This is a genomic window from Paenibacillus tianjinensis, from assembly GCF_017086365.1.
Classification (GTDB): domain Bacteria; phylum Bacillota; class Bacilli; order Paenibacillales; family Paenibacillaceae; genus Paenibacillus_AQ; species Paenibacillus_AQ tianjinensis.
In genome coordinates, this window is the sequence record NZ_CP070969.1 from 2,898,323 (window position 1) to 2,919,466 (window position 21,144).

At 49.0% G+C, this 21,144-nt stretch carries 13 protein-coding genes, 2 pseudogenes and 1 riboswitch; of the genes and pseudogenes, 13 read left to right on the forward strand and 2 right to left on the reverse strand.

Translation table 11 applies throughout. From position 1 onward, the window contains the following. Positions 1–255: 255 nt before the first annotated feature. Positions 256–768 (reverse strand): annotated as a pseudogene (locus JRJ22_RS12825) (C40 family peptidase); the annotation flags it as partial. A 309-nt stretch (positions 769–1,077) separates the two neighbouring features. Here JRJ22_RS12825 and JRJ22_RS12830 point away from each other — a divergent pair. From JRJ22_RS12830 to JRJ22_RS12870, 9 genes are all read left to right on the forward strand, one after another. After that, the gene (locus JRJ22_RS12830) at positions 1,078–3,780 is read left to right on the forward strand and encodes a sensor histidine kinase (protein WP_206104796.1); all 2,703 of its coding nucleotides are present in this window, start codon (positions 1,078–1,080) and stop codon (positions 3,778–3,780) included. Continuing rightward, complete coding sequence (locus JRJ22_RS12835) at positions 3,773–4,489, forward strand: response regulator (protein WP_206104797.1); 717 nt, start codon at positions 3,773–3,775, stop codon at positions 4,487–4,489. Before JRJ22_RS12830 ends, JRJ22_RS12835 begins: the two co-directional genes overlap by 8 nt. A 180-nt stretch (positions 4,490–4,669) precedes the next feature. Further along, a complete protein-coding gene (locus tag JRJ22_RS12840) occupies positions 4,670–4,843 on the forward strand; it encodes a hypothetical protein (RefSeq protein WP_206104798.1) in 174 nt (57 codons plus the stop codon). A gap of 227 nt (positions 4,844–5,070) precedes the next feature. Next, complete coding sequence (kdpF, locus tag JRJ22_RS29735; RefSeq protein WP_206105117.1) at positions 5,071–5,148, forward strand: K(+)-transporting ATPase subunit F; 78 nt, start codon at positions 5,071–5,073, stop codon at positions 5,146–5,148. A 33-nt stretch (positions 5,149–5,181) separates the two neighbouring features. After that, a complete protein-coding gene (gene kdpA, locus JRJ22_RS12850) occupies positions 5,182–6,858 on the forward strand; it encodes a potassium-transporting ATPase subunit KdpA (RefSeq protein WP_269751881.1) in 1,677 nt (558 codons plus the stop codon). A 17-nt stretch (positions 6,859–6,875) separates the two neighbouring features. Then, positions 6,876–8,909, forward strand: a complete 2,034-nt coding sequence (gene kdpB / locus JRJ22_RS12855; RefSeq protein ID WP_206104799.1) for a potassium-transporting ATPase subunit KdpB — start codon at positions 6,876–6,878, stop codon at positions 8,907–8,909. Between the two features lie 39 nt (positions 8,910–8,948). Beyond that, a complete protein-coding gene (gene kdpC, locus JRJ22_RS12860) occupies positions 8,949–9,563 on the forward strand; it encodes a potassium-transporting ATPase subunit KdpC (RefSeq protein ID WP_206104800.1) in 615 nt (204 codons plus the stop codon). 67 nt (positions 9,564–9,630) lie between these two features. After that, the gene (locus JRJ22_RS12865) at positions 9,631–11,946 is read left to right on the forward strand and encodes a histidine kinase (protein ID WP_206104801.1); all 2,316 of its coding nucleotides are present in this window, start codon (positions 9,631–9,633) and stop codon (positions 11,944–11,946) included. A gap of 274 nt (positions 11,947–12,220) precedes the next feature. Further along, complete coding sequence (locus JRJ22_RS12870; RefSeq protein ID WP_206104802.1) at positions 12,221–13,699, forward strand: Lsa family ABC-F type ribosomal protection protein; 1,479 nt, start codon at positions 12,221–12,223, stop codon at positions 13,697–13,699. Between the two features lie 195 nt (positions 13,700–13,894). Here the strand turns inward: JRJ22_RS12870 and JRJ22_RS12875 are convergent, their stop codons facing one another. Continuing rightward, on the reverse strand, positions 13,895–14,941 hold the full coding sequence (locus tag JRJ22_RS12875) for an aromatic ring-hydroxylating oxygenase subunit alpha (RefSeq protein ID WP_206104803.1): 1,047 nt from the start codon (positions 14,939–14,941) through the stop codon (positions 13,895–13,897). Between the two features lie 108 nt (positions 14,942–15,049). Continuing rightward, positions 15,050–15,152: riboswitch (purine riboswitch) on the reverse strand. A 185-nt stretch (positions 15,153–15,337) separates the two neighbouring features. On the opposite strand from JRJ22_RS12875, the pseudogene JRJ22_RS12880 reads away from it, so the two are divergent. The 4 genes and pseudogenes from JRJ22_RS12880 (at position 15,338) to JRJ22_RS12895 (ending at position 21,112) form a co-directional block, all read left to right on the forward strand. Next, positions 15,338–15,835: pseudogene (locus JRJ22_RS12880) on the forward strand (DedA family protein). A gap of 107 nt (positions 15,836–15,942) precedes the next feature. Continuing rightward, positions 15,943–19,056, forward strand: a complete 3,114-nt coding sequence (locus JRJ22_RS12885; protein WP_206104804.1) for a GNAT family N-acetyltransferase — start codon at positions 15,943–15,945, stop codon at positions 19,054–19,056. 20 nt (positions 19,057–19,076) lie between these two features. Continuing rightward, positions 19,077–19,943, forward strand: coding sequence for an amidohydrolase family protein (locus tag JRJ22_RS12890; protein ID WP_206104805.1), 867 nt, complete (start codon positions 19,077–19,079; stop codon positions 19,941–19,943). Positions 19,944–19,990: 47 nt separating this feature from the next. Further along, positions 19,991–21,112 carry an NAD(P)/FAD-dependent oxidoreductase gene (locus JRJ22_RS12895; RefSeq protein WP_206104806.1) on the forward strand — a complete coding sequence of 374 codons (1,122 nt, stop codon included), beginning with the start codon at positions 19,991–19,993 and terminating at the stop codon, positions 21,110–21,112. The last annotated feature ends 32 nt before the right edge of the window (positions 21,113–21,144 follow it).

Sequence of the window (21,144 nt, forward strand, 5' to 3'; positions counted from 1 at the left end):
CAGCGTACTGCCGGGTAATCTATTATCTTTGGTGCATACAAAATAAACAAGCCGGTTCTGTTCATGAACAGAATCGGCTTGTTGCATTTCAGGGATTATACGATTTAATTAAGTTGCTTATTCAAAATTGTTGAGCCAATCCCAAGCATCCCCAATGGTCTGTTCCTGAGACGATACATCAGAGGAAGCCGGAGTGGCAGGATCCGGTGAAGCTGAAGCCGATCCGCTATCCGAAGCAGCTTGTCCGTTTGTAGGCAATACGCGGCGGGCTGATGTATAGTGGGAAGCCCACCAGCCAGTGTTCAGGGGAGTAATAGTCACTCCATCATCGCCATACGTGTGCAGTATTTTACCGTCACCCATATAAATCGCAACATGGTGAACCGGAGAATAGAAAAATACAAGGTCACCTGGCTGAAGCTCATTTCTAGATACATAGGTTCCAACCGTCGATTGCTGTTTAGAAGAACGGGGGAGAGAGATTTCATTGTGTTCAAAAACAAATTGCGTAAATGAAGAGCAATCAAAAGAACTGGTAATCCCTGATTCAGCCCCATACTCATAACGAACTCCCTGATACTTCAATCCCGTTGCAATAATTTTATCGGCAATGCTGGAAGAGACGGAGTTCGCAGGCGTTGTACTTGTTGCCGCGTAGGCAGTACTGCTGTTCCCGGTAATTCCGGTTCCGGCAGCCAGTAAGGCTGCTCCTAAGCTGACTCCGATCGTAAAGTTCCGGAAACGTCTTTTGCTATGAGTTGTGTTCATGTATGTTACCTCCTGTTGTTACAGTCTGGTCGATCACCTGAATCAACCCTAACATATATTTTCTTAACATAAATTGCTAATGACCGGATTATCTCTGTGTCCGTAAGGGTTGTATGACGTTTATTAAAATAAGATTACAATCTTGTCATATGTTTTTATTGACATGTAACGGCTGCTTAGAAGTTCCCTTGTTTGTGCCGGGTAAATCTTAATGCAATCTTAACGCCAGGGTCAAAGTTGTAATACTACGCTGATTTGGTGCATGCTATACTAGCTAACAGCAACTCTATTGTCAGAAAGGGGTTTGACATGGCACCTCACCGAACCGGAGCTGCTGTCCTGCTGGAGCAGACCCCAGGGAACACGGCAGAGAAAAAACGCGGCAAGCTAAAAATATTTTTTGGATATGCAGAAGGGGTCGGAAAGACCAGCGCCATGCTCTATGCCGCTCTTGAGGAGCAGAAGGAAGGCGTGGACGTCGTAGCCGGCTACATTGAGACGCATCACCGTCCGGAAACAGCGGCTCTTGCCGATGACCTGGAACAGCTGCCATCGCTGGAGCTTCCTTCCAAAACAGCCGCAATCCGCGAATTTGACCTCGATCTTGCCATCCGGAGACGGCCTGACCTGATTCTGCTGGATGAGCTGGCTCATCACAATGCGTCCGGCTGCCGGCACAAAAAAAGATACCAGGATGTCGAGGAACTGCTGCGGTCGGGAATTAACGTATATACAACAATTAATGTCCAGCATATAGAAAGCCTGCATGATGTAGTTTCGGCAATTACCGGCAACTCCGTAACCGAGCGTATACCGGATAGTGTATTTGACAGTGCCGATCAAATTGAACTGGTCGACATTCCACCCGATGATCTGATCGAACGTCTGAGCAAAGGAAAGCTATACCCTGGGGAGCAGGGGGAAATGGCAGCCGGATCGTCTATATTTGTCAAAACGAAGCTAATCGCTTTACGGGAAATCGCTTTACGTTATACCGCAGATCAGCTGAATCGTATCGCTCAGCGATACAGTGAAAGGGCGAATAAGAATACTTATAACACAGCAGATCATATTCTAGTCTGTCTGTCTTCCGCTGCCTCAAGTAAAAAGGTAATCCGCACAGCAGCTAGGATGGCTGAAGCTTTCCGCGGATCTTTTACGGCACTCTATGTAGAAACGCCAAAAACCAAAGACCTCACACCCAAAAGCAAGGCGGAGCTCAGAGAAAATCTGCGGCTCGCCGAACAGCTTGGTGCGCAGCTTGCCACGGTATATGGTGAAGATGTCTCTGGTCAGATTGCGGAATATGCCAAATCAAGCCGGGTCACCAAGATTGTGATCGGCCGTTCCCAGAGCAGTAAAAAAAGATGGCTCACTAAAACCAGTCTGGTAGAAAAGCTGACTGCGCTGGCACCGAATATTGATATACACATTATTCCGGATACCCAACCGGCTCCCTATAACAGATTTCCGGCCTATGTGAAGCCGCGCCTCTCACTGGCAGACACCTTGAAGACGATCGGGATTCTGACGGTTTGCACCTTAATCGGACTGTGGTTTCAATTTCTAGGATTCCGGGAAGCGAATATCATCACGGTGTACATTTTGGGAGTTCTGCTGAATGCTATGGTTACCAGCGGCAGGCTTTACAGTGCGATAACTTCGATCTTAAGCGTGCTTGTCTTCAACTTTTTCTTCACTAAGCCGTATTTCTCTTTAGAAGCGCATGATTCCGGGTATCCGGTTACCTTTCTGGTCATGCTGCTGGCTTCTATTATAAGCAGTACTCTTACCATGCGGATCAAGGAACAGGCGCGCCAATCTGCGCAAAAAGCGTACCGGACTGAAGTACTCTTAGAGACAAGCCGTAAGCTGCAGCAGGCGGAGGGTGCCCCGGCGATCGTCAATGAAACTGCAATCCAAATGGTGAAGCTGCTGGACCGGACGGTCATATTCTACCCCGTGGAGCAGGACAACTTAGCCGAGCCGCTTATTTTTCCAAAGGTAGAATCAGCGGTAAATCTCCGGGCATATACCGGTGTGAACGAATGGGCTGTTGCAGATTGGGTGTACAAGAACAATAAGCGTGCCGGAGCAACCACGGATACCTTTTCGGCTGCCAGTTGTCTGTACCATGCCGTCCGTGGCGGGGATACCGTATTCGCAGTAGCTGCCATTGTGATGGACCAGGAAGAGCCATTGGAAATTTTCGAGAAAAGCCTTATGATTGCCATGCTCGGAGAATGTGCGCTAGCACTGGAGAAAGAGTTGCTGAATGAGCGGCAAAAGGAAATCTCGCTGCAAATCCAGCAGGAACAGCTGCGCGCCAATCTGCTGCGGGGGATCTCCCATGATCTGCGTACGCCGCTTACCAGTATTTCCGGTAATGCCGGAATTCTTATGGGAAACTCTATGGTGTTGAGCGAGGAACAGAAAACAGGCTTGTACACGGATATATATGACGACTCCATGTGGCTGATCAACCTGGTGGAGAATTTACTGTCCATTACGCGGATTGACAATGGCAGCTTAAATCTGGATTTTCAGGCGGAGCTGCTGGAAGAGGTTATTGCTGAAGCGCTGATGCATGTTAACCGCAACAGTGTAGAGCACACTATTCAAACGATGCTGGAAGATGAGCTGCTAATGGCCAAAATGGATTCCCGGCTGATTGTTCAGGTTCTCATTAATTTAGTGGACAACGCAATCAAATATACTCAAGCCGGTTCGAAAATCATTGTGTCGGCGAGACGCGAACAACAACGGGTAAGGGTCGAAATATCCGATAACGGCCCCGGGATATCTGAGGAAGCCAAGAGCAAGCTGTTTGATATGTTTTATACGGCAGACAATCAACGCGGAGACAGCCGCCGCGGCTTGGGGCTGGGGCTGTCACTGTGCAAATCGATAGTGCATGCTCATGGAGGTACAATTGAAGTAAAGAATAATGTTCCGCAGGGCACGGTGTTCAGCTTCACCCTGCAGGCTGAGGAGGTGAATGTTCATGAATAAACCATTGATTCTTGTTGTAGAGGATGACAAGCCGATCCGCAAGCTGATTACGACCACGCTGGAGACACAAGGCTACAAATATCATACAGCTGAGACCGGCGAAGCATCGATCTTAGAGGCGGTGTCCCATCAGCCGGATATAATGATTCTGGATTTGGGGCTGCCGGATATGGATGGTGTGGACATTATCAAAAAAGTCCGGTCCTGGTCGAATATTCCCATTATTGTTGTCAGCGCACGCAGCGAGGACCGTGACAAAATTGATGCACTGGATGCAGGTGCAGATGATTATCTGACAAAACCGTTCAGTGTGGAGGAGCTGCTGGCCCGGCTGCGGGTCAGTCTGCGGCGTATCCGCTATGACAGTGACAAGCTGCAGAAGGATGCGTCGGTTTTTACCAACGGGAATTTAAAAATCGATTATGCCGCAGGCTGCGTATGGATGGAACAGGAAGAAATCCACCTGACCCCGATTGAATATAAGCTGCTGTGTCTGCTGGCCAAGAACGCAGGCAAAGTATTGACGCATAATTATATCCTGAAGGAAATCTGGGGCAGTCACACCTATGATATCCCTGCCCTGCGTGTATTTATGGCGACTCTGCGCAAAAAAATCGAAAAATCACCTTCGCAGTCTAAGATCATCCAGACCCACATCGGAGTCGGCTACAGGATGCTGCAGGCAGGAGAAGATAGCAGAGTTATCTGATTTTTTCAAAATTAATATCAATATGAGATGAGCCATGTTCTTCCGGGAGCATGGTTTTTTTGCTGTTGCTTCATCTCTTAATGCAATCTATATTCCCTCGCGGTAACCCTAATCCAGTACTAACGGCCAGAGTGGTACGCTGAACAGGAAGAATATTGCACAGCAGAAGGGGTCTTATTGATGAATGAATGGCTGCAAAATATCGGTCTATTCTCCGTGGTACTGTTACTGCTCTATACCATTAAGAAAGGTTATGATCAATACGACTTAAAAGGGATAGGTGATTATGAGGATGTTGAAGTCACGAGGCAGGCTGAAGAAGTTGTCCAGAGTCTACACTCAGACAAATCTTAATGCAATCTTAATTCTGTCAGACTAACCCTAACCCTGAACTAATGGCAGTAGTGTTAAGCTGAATTCAGAAATTAGAGATGCTAAAGAGACAGATCATCCTGGAGAGGAGTGGTGAGGACGATGATGGACGTGTATATGGTAGCAGCGCTCGCTGCAATATTCGGAGTGTTCTACGCGTTTGCACAGTGGTGCGGGCATGTGGCTGAGGATAAGGGAGGGACAGAATCATGACAGTGGTGTTAACAGTAACCCTCCTGTTGTTTCTGTATCTGGTGTACGCCTTGATTCATCCGGAGAAATTCTAAATAACTAGAGCAATATATTAAGGAGGGTCATCTGTGGGCATTGTGCAAATTATCGTAGTCATTGCTATACTGCTGCTGCTGGTAAAACCGGCAGGTACTTATTTATATCATGTATTCTCAAATGAACCGAATAAGACAGACCGCATTTTCGGCGGTGTTGAACGCGGGATCTTCAAATTAAGCGGTCTTCATAAACGTGAAGGAATGTCATGGAAGACCTATGCGTTGAGCTTTTTGTCGACCAACATTGTACTGGTTGCCTTCGGGTATATCGTTCTCCGCTTACAGGCCGGCCTGCCGCTCAATCCAAACGGGATAACCGGAATGGAACAGACGCTTACTTTTAACACGGTGATCAGCTTTATTACTAACACCAATCTTCAGCATTACAGCGGGGAGACAGGACTTTCTTATTTCTCGCAAATGGCTGTGATAACCATGCTGATGTTTACTTCTGCGGCCAGCGGTTTTTCCGTAGCAGTCGCTTTTGTAAGAGGGATAACCGGCAGGGCGTCACTGGGAAACTTCTTTGAAGACTTCGTTAAGGCACACACCCGTGTATTTCTGCCGCTTGCACTGCTTATTACCCTGGTGCTGGTTGGATTGCAGGTTCCGCAAACCTTGAAGCCTTCGATTCAGTTAACAACGTTAGAAGGTCAAGTACAGCAGATTGCTACGGGTCCGGTTGCTTCCCTGGAATCGATCAAACATCTGGGCACGAACGGCGGCGGCTTCTTCGGAGCCAACTCGGCGCATCCGTTCGAGAATCCATCACCGCTCACCAATGTGATTGAAATCCTGTCAATGTGGACGCTGCCGGCAGCTCTTCCCTATATGTACGGTCTGTTCGCCAAGAATAAACGGCAGGGCTGGGGAATCTTCGCCGCCATGATGACCTTGTTCGTGCTTCTGCTGTCACTTAACTATTATGCGGAGAGCAGCGGGAATCCGGCGATAAACAGCATGGGCATCGATGCTTCACAGGGCAGCATGGAGGGGAAAGAGGTGCGCTTCGGGATACCGCAATCCTCCTTGTTCACGACAGTAACGACTGCGGCCACGACAGGCAGCGTCAATAATATGCATGATACACAGACACCGCTCGGCAGTATAACTCCGCTGGCACTGATGATGTTAAATAATGTTTTCGGAGGCAAAGGGGTCGGCTTAGTGAACATGCTGATGTACGCCATCCTAGCCGTCTTCCTCTGCGGACTGATGGTCGGCAGGACACCGGAGTTTCTCGGCCGCAAAATTGAAGCCCGGGAGATGAAGCTGATTGCAGTTGCCATTTTGATCCATCCGCTGATTATACTGGTTCCTACAGCAGCCTCATTCCTGACGGATTTGGGTCAAGGTGCTATAAGCAATTCAGGATACCACGGCCTGACACAAGTCCTGTACGAATACGTCTCTGCTGCAGCGAATAACGGTTCTGGCTTTGAGGGGCTTGCGGATAATAACACCTTCTGGAATATGATGACCGGAGTGGTTATGCTGCTCGGACGGTATGTTTCCATCATCGCTCTGCTGGCAGTTGCAGGTTCGCTCCTCCGCAAGCAGCCTGTTCCTGAGACGATCGGTACCTTCCGCACAGACAACGGCCTGTTCACCGGTATTCTTATCGCTACGGTGCTGATTATTGGTGCACTGACATTCCTGCCGGTTGTTGTACTTGGTCCGATTGCCGAACATTTGACTCTACGCTAGGGAGAGGAAGAACAGAAATGAGTACTGTACAGAAAAAGAAGCTGTTGAGTGGTCCCATGATCCGAAATGCGGTCAAAGACAGCTTTGTGAAGCTGAATCCGGTGACCCTAATGAAGAATCCGGTCATGTTCGTGGTTGAAGTGGGTACGTTTATTGTTTTAATGATGGTGCTGCTTCCCGGTTACTTTCATGCCTCGGAAGCTCTCGGGTTCAATATTACGGTCTTCGTCATCCTGCTGGTCACTGTATTATTCGCCAACTTTGCAGAAGCACTGGCAGAAGGGCGCGGCAAAGCGCAGGCGGATTCCCTTAAGAAGACGAAACAGGATATCTCCGCGAACAAGGTGACTGGAGGTTCGATAAAAATCGTAGCTTCTTCCGAGCTGCGCAAAGGAGATATCGTCGTAGTCAGCCAAGGTGAACTGATTCCCGGCGACGGTGAAGTCATCGAAGGTTTGGCCTCAGTGGATGAATCCGCGATTACAGGCGAGTCGGCTCCTGTCATTAAGGAAGCGGGCGGAGACTTCAACTCGGTTACCGGCGGTACGAGAGTGGTGAGTGATGAGATTAAGGTGCGGATTACCAGTGATCCCGGCGAGTCCTTCCTGGACCGGATGATTTCCCTAGTCGAAGGAGCGAAGCGCCAGAAGACACCGAACGAAATCGCGTTGAATACCCTTTTGATCAGCTTGACGATTATTTTTATGATTGTTGTGGTTACATTGCGTCCTATTGCCGGCTACCTTGACGTTGATCTGGAAATACCGGTATTGATCGCTCTGCTGGTCTGTCTGATCCCTACGACAATCGGCGGACTGCTCTCGGCTATCGGAATTGCTGGGATGGACCGCGTTACCCAATTCAACGTACTGGCGATGTCCGGCAAGGCCGTTGAAGCCGCCGGGGATATCAATACAATGATTCTGGATAAGACCGGGACGATTACCTTCGGGAACCGGATGGCGAGCGAATTTGTTCCTGTTGGTAAGGAGACAGAGGAAGATGTAGCCATATGGGCAGCTCTTAGTTCACTTAAGGACGAGACACCGGAAGGACGGTCTGTCATTGAGCTCGTCAAAAAGCTGGGGTACAGCTACGATGCCGGACTTGCTTCAGGAGCAGAGTTTATAGAATTCCGGGCGGAAACGCGGATGAGCGGAATGGATCTTCCAGATGGCCATAAAGTTCGCAAAGGGGCTGTGGATTCCGTGAAACGCTGGGTGGCTTCTCAAGGAGGAATCATACCGGATAACCTGGATCAGCACTCGAACAGCATTGCCGGCAAAGGCGGCACTCCACTTGCTGTAGCAGTAGGCAACCGCATCTACGGACTCATTTACCTGAAGGATACCGTTAAGCCTGGAATGAAGGAGCGGTTCGAAGAGCTGCGCAAAATGGGAATCAAAACCATTATGTGTACTGGTGACAATCCGTTAACTGCAGCTACCATCGCCGCTGAAGCGGGTGTAGACGGATTTATTGCCGAAAGTACACCGGAGAATAAAATAGAGGTCATCCGCAGTGAGCAGAAGGAAGGTAAGCTGGTGGCCATGACGGGTGACGGCACCAACGATGCGCCGGCACTGGCGAAAGCGGATGTGGGGCTGGCAATGAACAGCGGTACTGCAGCTGCCAAAGAAGCGGCCAATATGGTGGATCTGGACTCAGACCCGTCCAAGATTATTGAGGTTGTGGCGATCGGCAAGCAGCTGCTCATGACACGTGGCGCACTCACCACGTTCAGTATCGCCAATGATATTGCCAAGTATTTTGCCATTATCCCGGCGATGTTTACACTGGCTATACCGGAGATGGAAGTGCTGAATATTATGGGGCTTGGCTCGCCAAGCTCGGCAATTATCTCCGCGCTGATCTTTAACGCGATCATTATCCCGCTGTTGATCCCGCTTGCAATGAGGGGCGTATCCTATAAGCCGATGAGCTCCACCAGGCTGCTTCGGCGTAATATTTTCGTCTACGGATTCGGTGGAGTGGTGGTGCCGTTCCTCGGAATTAAGCTGATTGATATGGTTGTCAGCCTTTGGATCTAGCGGAACAAGTTATAGCGGCAGAAAGGATGAACATTAATAATGTTAAATAACGAATCAAACCAGCAATCTTCCGTTTCCAAGACCTCTTATTTCATAAGCATAGTAAGGCTCAGCACCGTATTTATTATTCTTTGCGGGATTGTGTATCCGCTGGCCTCAACTGCGCTTGCCCAGGTGCTCATGCCGTCACAGGCTAACGGCAGTCTGCTTAAGAACAGCAGCGGCGAGGTAGTCGGCTCTGAACTGATCGGACAGAGCTTCACAGATCCGTCGTTATTTCAAGGCCGGGTATCGAGCATCGATTACAAGGCTGAAGCTTCGGGCTCGAACAATTATGGCCCGTCCAATCCGGATATGCTGCAGCGTACCCGTGAAAGTATCGCACAGTGGAAGAAGGATAACCCGGAGGTGCCAATTCGTGAATTGCCCGTTGATCTGATTACCAATTCCGGATCGGGACTTGATCCTCATATCTCGCCTGCAGCTGCCAGGGTGCAAATTCCCAGAATCAGTAATCTGACCGGCATTCCTGTGGATCAGCTTGAGGCGCTGGTTGTGAAGAACACCGAAGGCCGTGACCTGGGCTTGTTCGGCGAGGAACGTGTAAATGTGCTGAAGCTCAATTTGGCTCTGTCGGAACTATCAAAGAAATAATCCGGCTCATGCCCTGTCTGCGCGGTTTGCGGGCAGGGTACTTGCCGGTTCGGGATGGAGGATAGGTATGGCACCTTACAAACGTAAAAGCCCGGAAGAAATCCTGTATTCCATCTACAAGCTGCACCGGGGCAGATTAAAGATTATCATCGGTTCTGTCAGCGGCTCGGGCAAAACTTATCATATGCTGGAGGAAGGCAAGCTGCTGAAGCAGCAGGGCATTGATGTGGTCATCAGTGCAGTTTCGACTATGGGGCGGTCTGAAACGGTCCAGCAGCTGGCGGATCTTGAACGAATAACCAGCATCCATTGGTGGCAGGGCAGCAAGGAGCAGAAGGATCTTCCATTAGAGGCCATAATTGAACGTAATCCCGAAGTGGTTCTGGTGGATGGTCTGGCCCACCGCAACCGCGCGGGAGCCCGTTTTCCGACAAGGCTGGAAGATATTCACTACTTGATGGACCATGGCATCAGCATTATAACGACGATTAATGTTTATGAACTGGGTGGAGTAGGCGAAATCATTTTTCAAATGACAGGGATCCGTTCAGAAGAGACGGTTCCGCTGAATACCCTGGAGCTTGCGGATGAGGTGCGGCTAATCGATGTATCGCCAGAGACGATTCTTAAGCGGATTGATGAAGGCATCCTGGGTGATCAGGCACATCCTGCATTGTCTCGTAGAGGAAATCTCGGCGTTCTCCGTGAACTGTCGCTGCGTTTGGTGGCGGAGGGGGTAAATGAATCGCTGGAGAAACACCGCGAAGCTGAGGGACTCACCGGCCCCTCCGGTGCTACGGAGCGGATTCTGGTCTCTAGCCAGTATCACTGGAACGGCTCGCTCTACGTAAGGAGAGGCCAACAGATTGCTAAGCGCCTCAACGGTGATCTGCGGGTTGTAACCTTTGTATTGCCAGGCCGCAAATTGACCAAGGATCAGCAAACCTTCAAGCGCTCGATCATGAAGCTGGTTGACCGGTTGGAAGGGAAATTTGAAGAGCTTCCGCTGGACCATAGCCGCCAGCTGCCCTCTGTCCTTGTACGATATGCCACGGAAAATAACGTGACCCGGATTGTGATGGGGCATTCAAAAAAAAGCCGCTGGCAGGAAAAGTGGCAGGGCTCCATTGCGAATCAGGTGCTGCGGAAAACGCGGAATATCGACGTGTTTCTGATGGCAGACCGGGTGCAGCAGGACGGGGAACGGATATTACCGGTCAAATCATTACCCAAGAAAACTGAGGAGCCTTTTCACCGTCTGACCAGTCAAGAACTGGAGCGGAAAATTGAAACAATCAGCCAAGGAACCTTCAAGGTCTATATCGGTGCGGCTCCCGGAGTAGGCAAAACCTATAAAATGCTGCAGGAGGGCAATCTTCTGCTGAACCGGGGGATCGACGTGGTGATCGGTCTGCTGGAAACCCACGGAAGAAAAGAAACCCAGGCGCAGATCGGCGGGTTGCCATTGATAAATAGAGCCAGGATTCATTACCAGTCAACGCAGCTGGAAGAAATGGATACAGAAGCCATAATTACGCGCCATCCGGAGGTTGTGCTGGTGGATGAACTGGCACATACGAATGTACCCGGCAGTCCTAACAGTAAGCGGTATGAGGATGTGATCCGCCTGTTGGAGCACGGGATCTCGGTTATCACTACAGTTAATGTTCAGCATCTGGAAAGCCTGAATGATGCGGTAGCCCAATTAACCGGCGTGAGGGTTCGTGAGACGGTGCCGGATGCCATACTCAAAATGGCTGATGAAGTCGAGCTGATCGACGTCACGCCGCAAATGCTGCAGGAACGGATGCGGGAAGGGAAAATTTACGCCTCCGAGAAGGTGAATCAGGCGCTGGAATCCTTCTTTAAGCTCGGCAATCTAATCGCGCTGCGCGAGCTGGCCCTGCGTGAAATTGCGGATGATGTAGATGAACGGCTGGAAGCATGGGACCGGGATACATCCTTGCGCGGCCCCTGGAGCAGGCGTGAGGTTATCTTTGTGTGTGTGGATCTGGGGCCGCAGGCAGAACGGCTGATCCGCCGCGGCTTCCGCATCGCACACCGTTTAAAGGCAGAGTGGTATGTGAATTATGTGCATTGCGGGGCGCCCCTCATGGATGATGAGCAGAAGCGGCTTGATACACTGCGGCATTTGACGGAAAGGTTAGGCGGAAAAATGGAAACTGCCGAGGCGGGCAGAGGCGGTAATCTTCATGAGCATCTGTTAAGCCGGATGAATGATGTGCAAACGACCCAGCTGATTATCGGGCAATCCCGAAGAGCGGCATGGCGGTCCTTTTTCAAGGAAAGTCTTGTACATTTCCTGCTTCGGAACGCACGTCATATGGATATGCTGATTGTAGCGGATTTGAGGAAGTGTTGAAATCAAGACGCGGCAATGTTATGATACCCATACCTAAATGACAGGAGTTGACAAGGATAATGTAGGATTTCTTGCGCTTATATAAAACAATAAAACAGTTCCTGCGAGTTCTATTTCGCTTGTTTTATTCTTTATATGCAAGAAGGTTACTGCATCCTTTCACTCAGAATAATTGCCTATTCAGCCCTCCAGAGGGCTGGGTTTGCTGTATTTATTTGAGCTGCGAGAAGCGAACTTTCTTGCAGCTCATTTTTTTATACAGGAGGATCATTTCATGTCATTAATCAATGTGTCGAACTTAACGTTTGCCTATGACGGCAGCTACGATAACATCTTCGAGAATGTAAGCTTTCAGCTGGATACGGATTGGAAATTAGGGTTTACGGGGAGAAATGGAAGAGGAAAGACGACCTTTCTGAATCTGCTGCTAGGCAAATATGAATACAGCGGAAGTATATCCGCGAAAGTCAGCTTTGAATACTTCCCCTTCCCGGTAGAGCATAAAGAATATCTGACTATAGACGTGATCGGAGAGATCTGCCCGGATGCCCAGCAGTGGCAATTCATGCGTGAGCTTACCTTGCTGCAGGTTTCAGATGATGTGCTCTACCGTCCTTTTGACTCGCTGTCGAACGGAGAGCAGACGAAGGTGCTGCTGGCAGCTTTATTCTTGATGGAGGACCGGTTTCTGCTGATCGATGAACCGACCAATCATCTGGATATGGAGGCAAGACAACTGGTCAGTGATTATCTCAAGGGAAAGAGCGGCTATATTCTGGTGTCCCATGACAGGGCCTTCCTGGATAATTGTGTAGACCATATTCTCTCCATCAATAAGACTGGGATTGACATACAAAAAGGCAATTTCTCCGAGTGGTGGGACAATAAAGAGCGGCAAGATGCCTTTGAACTGGCGGAGAATGACAAGCTGCGTACAGACATCAAACGCCTGTCGGATGCCGCTAAACGCACTAGCAACTGGTCTCATGAAGTAGAGAAGACAAAAAACGGCACACGGAATTCAGGTTCAAAGTTAGATAAAGGGTATGTCGGGCATAAGGCCGCCAAAATGATGAAGCGCTCGAAATCCATCGAGCAAAGGCAGCAGACGGCCATCAACGAGAAATCCAAGCTTCTTCAGAATATAGAGAGCTCCAGCAGCCTGAGAATTACCCAGCTTGCTTATCATAAGAAGCAGCTTGCTGAGTTCGACCATGTCTCTATTCATTTCGGGGAACGTACCGTATGCACTGACGTTAGCTTTGTGATTGAACAGGGCGAGCGTATCGCACTCTCCGGCAAAAACGGCTCCGGGAAATCCAGTCTGCTCAAACTGCTCACCGGCGAAGAGATAGGCTATTCCGGTATTGTCCGAACGGGCAGCCAGCTGAAAATCTCCTATGTATCCCAGGACACCTCATTTCTGCAGGGCAGCTTATCGGACTATGCGCGCCAGCATGATATCGATGAAAGCTTGTTTAAGGCAATCTTAAGAAAGCTCGATTTAGCCAGAGTGCAATTTGAAAAGGATATGTCATCGTACAGCGGTGGCCAAAAGAAGAAAGTGCTGATCGCCCGGAGTCTTAGCGAAAAAGTTCACCTGCATATATGGGATGAGCCGCTAAATTATATTGATATCATCTCCCGGATGCAAATTGAGGAGCTGCTGCTTGAATTCACTCCGACCCTGCTGTTTGTAGAACATGACCGGGAGTTTTGCAGGAACATTGCTACTAAGGTCATTGAACTTTAATCTGAAGGAGATGCCGCACTTGTCAGATTAAACGGGAACGGAGACAGGCGAGAAAGAAGGGCATACGAGGAAGGTATTAAGCCAAAGTTCCCGGTAGAGTTAGCTTAAATAACAAGCGAAAAGGGTGTATGTAATTGTTCTAGTAGCGAACAATTACATACACCCTTTTTTATGCGGAAATTACGCTTTACGAACTCAGGAGGTATAATTTCTTCCAAGCCCTAACTCAGTCAACAGCTGTCTGTACGCGATAGAAGTGCGGTCTGCAGGAATATGGGCTTCGGCGGTCAGATCCAGCGGCAGATCCTCCGGTGTCTGTGCTTCGACCATCGCTCTGTCTTCTGAGAACACCTGGAGATTGAAGTTAATCGTATCTTCGGTCGGCACACTCTTGTCAAAGTTACGTGAGATCGGGCAGAACAGCCGCGTATATCTTGCAGATACAGGAGAAGCGCAGTTCAGGATCATTAGCTTTCCGTCCTCAGGAAAATGTACGGTAAGCGATGCGGCGAATGGGGCGAACACCCGGAATGCCCGCAGCCACATGAACCCTTCCGGTGCCGGATTCTCCTGACCTTTCCCGTAGTTACTGACGGTGCTCCAATAATCGGCAAACAGTTCATTCCCTTCACGTCTTACTTTGTACTGCGGAACCTCAGTGTTGTCGGGGTCTGCGAACGAATTTGCATGTACATAAGCGAAGTGTGAGACGTCTAGGAAGCCTTCCATCTGCCGGCCGGACGAACCGGCAATGTCAAAGCTTGGCGGCAGAATGTTAATAAAATCCGGATCATCCCAGCCGGAGAATTCCGGAATTTGCTCCTCAGTTCCTGCCAGCGAGGTCCAGATAAGACCATATTTCTCCACAGCAGGATACATGATCAGCTTTAGCTTAGGTGAGATTTTGGCGTTCGGATGCGCCGGAACTGAAGTGCAGGCTCCTTCACAGTTGTAGCGGAAGCCATGATAAGGACAGACAATCTCTTCGTTCTCAACCCAGCCCAGACTTAAAGGAGCACCCCGGTGGAAGCAAAGATCACGCGCAATCACAACCTTGCCATGACTGCGGTAACAGACCAGCTTTACATCCAGCAGTTTAACTGAAACCGGCTTATCTTGGATTTCTTCAGCAATAGCCACCGGATACCAATACTGGGACAGAATCTGCCAGTCATTTGGGGTAAAGGTACAGTCACGGGGAAGCTGCATTTGGAATTCGGCAAGCGCATTAGTCTTAGTCATAGTTGGTTCGCTCCTTTAGGAAATGTAGTAGTAATGCAATAAACCCCAGGCGGAAGAGGCGCTAAGTGAAGCAGCTCTTGTATTCTTGCAATCAAAATACAAGCCTGATCAGCTCATGCATCCTCTTGTAGCCTGGGGCAATTTACGGTTGCCTGGTCGAGACGCCCACTCCGATTAATGGGCTTATACAAGATTTCATATGTTATTTAATGTGACATTTATCATATAATTTATAATAAAACACACCTCATATTTTTGTCAATGTTATTTTTAGTGACATGTAATTCGCTTGTTTCGGTTAGGGCATCTATTGCCTTGCAGTGAAAAGTGCCGATGAATTCGTCTGATATAGTGTGGTATTTGAACGGAAAAATTCGTCAGGCAGGAAGTGAATAGATGCCTTGGATAATTGAGATGATTTCACAGTACGGATATCTAGCCATATTTGCTCTTCTGGCGTTAGGTATTATTGGGCTTCCCGTTCCGGACGAACTGTTGATGCTGTTTGTAGGTTACTTGTCCTCTATAATGGTGTTGAATTTTTCGATAACAGTCCTTGTTTGTTTCATAGGTTCAATAACCGGCATGCTGATCAGCTATACCATCGGTTTAAGGCTGGGACAGCCGGCGGTCGATAAATTCGGGAAATGGGTAGGGCTTACGCCCAATCGATTTGCCAGTGTGAAAAGGTGGTTTTCCCGCTTCGGTAACTGGGCGATATTCTTTGCCTACTTTATTCCGTGAATTAGACATGTCACAAGCTATATCTCCGGCATCAGTGCCATGTCCTTCAGAAAGTTTTTACTCGTAACCCTGGCAGGCGCTTTCACCTGGTCGCTTCTGTTTGTTTCTATCGGCTATTTTGCCGGGACCAGGCTGTTAATCCTGAAATAGCTTTGGATGAACTTACTAGTATATACTAGAAAAGAAATATACAAGATTATCCATACCTTACCATGAAAAGTAAGGCGTACACAGCAATCAAAGGAGGTACTATATTAATGCTGCAAGCCGGAGAAGTTGTTATCGAAGAATATGAACCCCGCAAACACGCGAAGTCCATTGCGGAGATGTGGAACAGAAGTTATGAAAGCTGGGGAGGAGATAATGCGTATCAGACGGAACAGAGTGTGATCGATGAGCATCGCAACAGCACTCACCTCAAACTGTTTCTGGCTGTAGTCGCTGAAGAGGTCATCGGATATTGCAGCTTCTCTCATTACAAAGAAGATACGGGAGCATTATATATACCTTTGCTGAATGTCAGGCCAGACTACCACGGGCGCAAAATCGGCAAGATGCTGGTTCTGCGTGCTATTGAGGAAACCATCAAGCTTGGCTGGCCGCGGCTGGACCTGTATACCTGGCCCGGCAACACCAAAGCGGTTCCGACATATAAGAAAAGCGGTTTTTTCTGGGAAAAACGCGATGACTCCACACACCTCATGAACTTTATCCCTTCTGTCCTGCATACAGGAGCGGTCAAACATTACTTTGAAACGATAGACTGGTATAAAGATAGTACCCGCGAAATCTCCGTTCAGCCGGATGGGCGGAAGGAAAACGGTTTTGATTATTTTACATATACGTGGAGCAAGGATCAGCTTCAGCTGAAGATGGAGTATGAACGTTCGGGGCGGGGCCTGCGGCTGATTGAAACTGAGGATTATCTGATTAAGGCGACCATTCCTCGGCAGCATCAGCTTCCTTTTGGAAACAGTTATCCCATTGTCTATGAAGCAGTGAATAAAAGCGGACAACCCTTATCGCTTCAGGTTAAAAGCATCAGCAATCCGCAAATCCGTTTTGAGCTGAACGAATCCAGGGTTATTGCAGCATCAGAGTCCATTGAAGGCAGCTTTTATATCCATCCGGTTGAAGAAGAACAAAATGCTTATCAGACGCATCCGGTAGTAGAAGCTGAACTGCTGATTAACGGCTTACCTGCCGTATTTAAACTTGGCGTGGAGCCGAAGTTTCCGGTTAAGCTCAAGCTGGAGCTGCCGAATCGTGATATTTTTGCTGGAGAAGACATCGAGCTTGATTTGACTGTGGAGAACGAATACGACACCGAGACGGACTTCGCCCTTGATTTGCCAAGTGATTCCATTCTATTCTTTAAGGAGCCCAGCGTACGGGTCTCTGTTCCTTCTAAAAGCCGAAGAACAGTTCCGCTTGCTGCAAAAGTACTGGTATACGGGCTGTGGCATCATCGTGTAAAAATTACCGCGAGTGAAGAAAGCCGTGAGTCATCGGTCGTCCAACAAGAGCTTAGTCTCGTGCTCCCAGGGCTTCATACTGCTTTTGGCGGTAAAACAGATATGGGCTGCATGATCAGCAACGGTTCGTATGCGGCACATCTTGACAAATTCAGCAATGCTCTTACCTTCTATGAGGGCAGACATCGGGCGTTCAAGCTGTTCCATCCAAAATTCGGTCTCCCTTACACCAATGAATTCAAGAAAAATCCAGTCTTACAGGTGGTTCATTATAGGGAAGAGGAAGCTATGGTGCTGGAAGCCCAATACGCGCTGGACTCCTCAGAAGGATTACTGCTTACTGTAGTAGTAAAGCTTTACAGCAACGGAATATTTACGCGTCATTACAAAATTCATAATACATCTTCTTCAGACCGGAACGAAGAATTATATCTGAAGGACAGCTTTAGCTTTGGCCTTGATGGAGGCGTAATGCCTTACCGGGGTGAGTATATAGACTTACATCAAGGCGTTCATGCCTCCAGTCTAGACTATTGGGAAGCAGACGAGCTTACAGAGAACTGGCTATTTGCGGATGACGGCAAAACCACGCGGGGGATTACCTGGCCGTCAGAGTTGAAGTTGATCAGGGATCATTGGATGTATGCCGTGGAGCATCAGCTTAAGGAGATTCCTGCCGGCAGCGTCTTTCAGACCAAGCCGCTCCGCATTGCTCTGGGAACCTGGAGCATCTGGCGAGATTTCCGTTCGTTCGCTTTGCTCCAGGGAGATTCGGAGGAACTGAACACTTCACCGCAGCTAAAAGTCATCTTTAATGACGGGAATCCTTTTCTAAGCGGTTCAATGGTAGTGCGGCTTCAGGAGCACAAGAAAACCTTTTTAGACGGCCGGATAGGTGTTTTTTTCCTATTAAACAGCATCGAGGAACACAGCCTTGATGTGAATGCTGAGCAAAAGCTTAATGAGGTGAACCTTCCGCTGCTCTCCAAAAAGGGTACGGAAGCTGATCTTGTAACGGTGCAGCTTGATTTGGATACTTACGAAATGGATAAGAGTTATCTTATATTCCCGGGCTCCGGCAACGAAATGATCCAGGAAACCAGATATGTAGGCCAGGCTGAGGTGCTTGTTGCGGATAATGGGGTGCTTAAGATTCAGGCCAGCAGCAGCTTTGCTCCGGCATTGTTTTCGCTAGAGTACCGCGGCGAAGAGTGGCTTGACTCCTCTTTCCCGCATCCGGCACCCAAATCCTGGTGGAATCCCTGGATGGGCGGACTTTCGGCCGGTATCAGCGGGTTATCTCCGCTCAGCCTGATTGAACAGCCGCGGGAAGCTGCTTTTACTGAATTGAGTGATAATATGGGGAACCGCTGGTCGGGTATCCGGATAAGCGTAACCATAACGAACAATCCGAAATTCAGGGGGCTTACCCTTCATCATTATTTTCTGCTTCTTCCCGGCGCGCCGGTACTTGCTTCTACAGTCCGGATTGAGCAGCATACCGGATCGCCTCTGTATCCGCTTGAGCTTATCTCATCGGGCTACTATAAGATAGGCAGTGAGCTGATGGATAGCAGAGGGCGTGTAAAGAACGCAAGCGGTGAGAACATTATCTATAAAGCGGGCAGAGTACAATGTGAGTTGAACAGTCCAAGCGGAATCATTCAGTATAGCTCCAGAGAGCGGAAGCAGCAGTTGACCTTAATCGCCAACCCTGAGCTGGACGCTGCCGAGCTGATGGTAAACACACATGTGGTAGCATCCTTTACAACAGAAAAGCTATATTTGCGGGACGGGAGCGAGCAGTTTAGCAAACCTCAGTTTCATCTCATCTCGGACCTGCAGATTCCGGAGCAGGCCTACGAAGATTTGTTAACAATCAAGTTTATGAAGTAAACTGAAGAGAGGACTTATCCATGAAAATCATAGATGCACATGTTCATTACTCCAATATTGAAGTCTTTCATGAGACGGCGCAGACATTAGCCGAAATCGATTACTCCGAAAAAGGATTGCTTGAAGAGTTCCGGCGTTCCGGTGTGATTGCCGGTGTGGGGATGGGTGTTACTGAAACTGTGGCAGGTGGGTTTCCCGATGCCGCAGCATTGAATCCGATGCTGCTGGATTTGGGCGGACAGCTTCCGGACAATCTGTTTACTTGTGTCGGGATCAATCCGCTGACCTTACACCTGGAAGGCCAGCTTGAAGCGCTGGAAGAATCGCTGAGCCAGGAGAAAACCGTTGGGATCAAACTGTACGCAGGCTATTATCATTTCAATGTCGGAGATGAGATTTACGCGCCAGTGTACAAGCTGGCTTCCAAATACCAGCTTCCTGTTGTCATACATGGCGGGTTAACCTATTCGGACAGAGGGCTGCTCAAATATTCACATCCGCTGTCTATGGAAGAGACCTTTTTGAAACATCGTGATATTACCTTTATGCTCTGCCATCTGGGTGATCCGTGGGTCATGGAGACGGCTGCGCTGCTGGAGAAGAATCCGAACCTGTACACAGATCTGTCCGGCTGGATCGTTGGTGATCCTGCTAAAGTTGACCGCCTTCTGACAGAGCAGACGTATACGGACCATTTCCGCCGCGCCATCGTATTTGCAGAGAAGTATGACCGGCTTGTCTTTGGCACCGACTGGCCCCTGGTTCCGCTGGAGGCGTACATTAAGTTTGTAAAACATCTTATCCCGGAAGCTTACTGGGAGGAAGTCTTTTATAAGAATGCACTGCGTGTGTTCCCTAAGCTGGAACGGCTGATCAGCGAACGATAATTAAACGATATTAGAAGAAGATGTTTGTCCAGGAGAGGAATGTCATCATGAAGAAAGTCATCGTCATCGGCGCAGGGATTCTCGGCGCTTCAGCGGCATATCAGCTGGCAAAATCGGGAGCAGAAGTGCTGATTATCGATCGTAAGGATCACGGGCAGGCGACGGATGCCGCAGCTGGTATTATTTGTCCCTGGCTGTCGCAGCGGCGTAATCAGGCGTGGTATAGGCTGGCAAAAGCAGGCGCACGGTTTTACCCCGGGTTAATTGCGGAACTCCATAGTGAAGGTGAAACCGATACAGGGTATGCAAACGTAGGCGCTTTAAGTATTCATCAAGATGTAGAGAAAATAAGCAGGATGTACGAGCGGGCTCAATCGAGGCAAGCGGATGCGCCGGAAATCGGCGAGATTACGGTATTTAATGAAGAAGAAACTCAGGCCCGGTTTCCTCTCTTGGCCGAAGGCTACCATTCCGTGCAGATCAGCGGCGCCTCACGAATAGACGGGCGTGCCCTGCGTGATGCGCTGCTGCGGTCAGCCCAAAGAAACGGAGCCGTCCTGCTGCACGGTGACGCAGCACTGCAATTTGACAATAATCGAGTCACCGGAGCAGTTTCCGGTGGCAACAACTTCACGGCTGACACCGTTATTGTCTGTGCAGGCGCTTGGGCAGGTCCTTTGCTGAAGCCCTTAGGCATACGCTTCAAGGTTCATTTCCAAAAAGCGCAGATCATGCATGTAACGGTTGCTGACCAACAAGATACCGGCGCCTGGCCGGTAATCATACCGCCTACGGATCAATATCTGCTCTCTTTTGAAGACCGGAAAATTGTCATAGGGGCGACTCACGAAAATGATATTGAAGGTTATGATACAAGGGTCACAGCAGGCGGGATGCAGGAGATTCTGAATAAAGCGCTGGAGCTTGCTCCCGGTTTAGCTGACAGTACTTTTCAGGAGGTCAGAGTAGGATTCCGCCCATTTACCCCGGGTTTTCTTCCGGTGATCGGCGCTTTTCCCGGCTGGGAGGGATTAATTACAGCTAACGGCCTAGGAGCATCCGGCTTAACGATGGGGCCGTTTATTGGCAGTCAGCTGGCGAAGCTTGCACTTGGATTAGAATTAGATATTGAACTTCATGATTACAATGTTCAAAAAGCAGTCGAGTAGGCTGTACAAAAGAGGAAGACGCCTCAAGCAAT

Coding starts and splice junctions, on each gene's coding strand:
- JRJ22_RS12830 (WP_206104796.1), top strand. CDS start 1,078: ATGGCACCTCACCGAACCGGAGCTGCTGTCCTGCTGGAGCAGACCCCA.
- JRJ22_RS12835 (WP_206104797.1), top strand. CDS start 3,773: ATGAATAAACCATTGATTCTTGTTGTAGAGGATGACAAGCCGATCCGC.
- JRJ22_RS12840 (WP_206104798.1), top strand. CDS start 4,670: ATGAATGAATGGCTGCAAAATATCGGTCTATTCTCCGTGGTACTGTTA.
- kdpF (WP_206105117.1), top strand. CDS start 5,071: ATGACAGTGGTGTTAACAGTAACCCTCCTGTTGTTTCTGTATCTGGTG.
- kdpB (WP_206104799.1), top strand. CDS start 6,876: ATGAGTACTGTACAGAAAAAGAAGCTGTTGAGTGGTCCCATGATCCGA.
- kdpC (WP_206104800.1), top strand. CDS start 8,949: ATGTTAAATAACGAATCAAACCAGCAATCTTCCGTTTCCAAGACCTCT.
- JRJ22_RS12865 (WP_206104801.1), top strand. CDS start 9,631: ATGGCACCTTACAAACGTAAAAGCCCGGAAGAAATCCTGTATTCCATC.
- JRJ22_RS12870 (WP_206104802.1), top strand. CDS start 12,221: ATGTCATTAATCAATGTGTCGAACTTAACGTTTGCCTATGACGGCAGC.
- JRJ22_RS12875 (WP_206104803.1), bottom strand. CDS start 14,941: ATGACTAAGACTAATGCGCTTGCCGAATTCCAAATGCAGCTTCCCCGT.
- JRJ22_RS12885 (WP_206104804.1), top strand. CDS start 15,943: ATGCTGCAAGCCGGAGAAGTTGTTATCGAAGAATATGAACCCCGCAAA.
- JRJ22_RS12890 (WP_206104805.1), top strand. CDS start 19,077: ATGAAAATCATAGATGCACATGTTCATTACTCCAATATTGAAGTCTTT.
- JRJ22_RS12895 (WP_206104806.1), top strand. CDS start 19,991: ATGAAGAAAGTCATCGTCATCGGCGCAGGGATTCTCGGCGCTTCAGCG.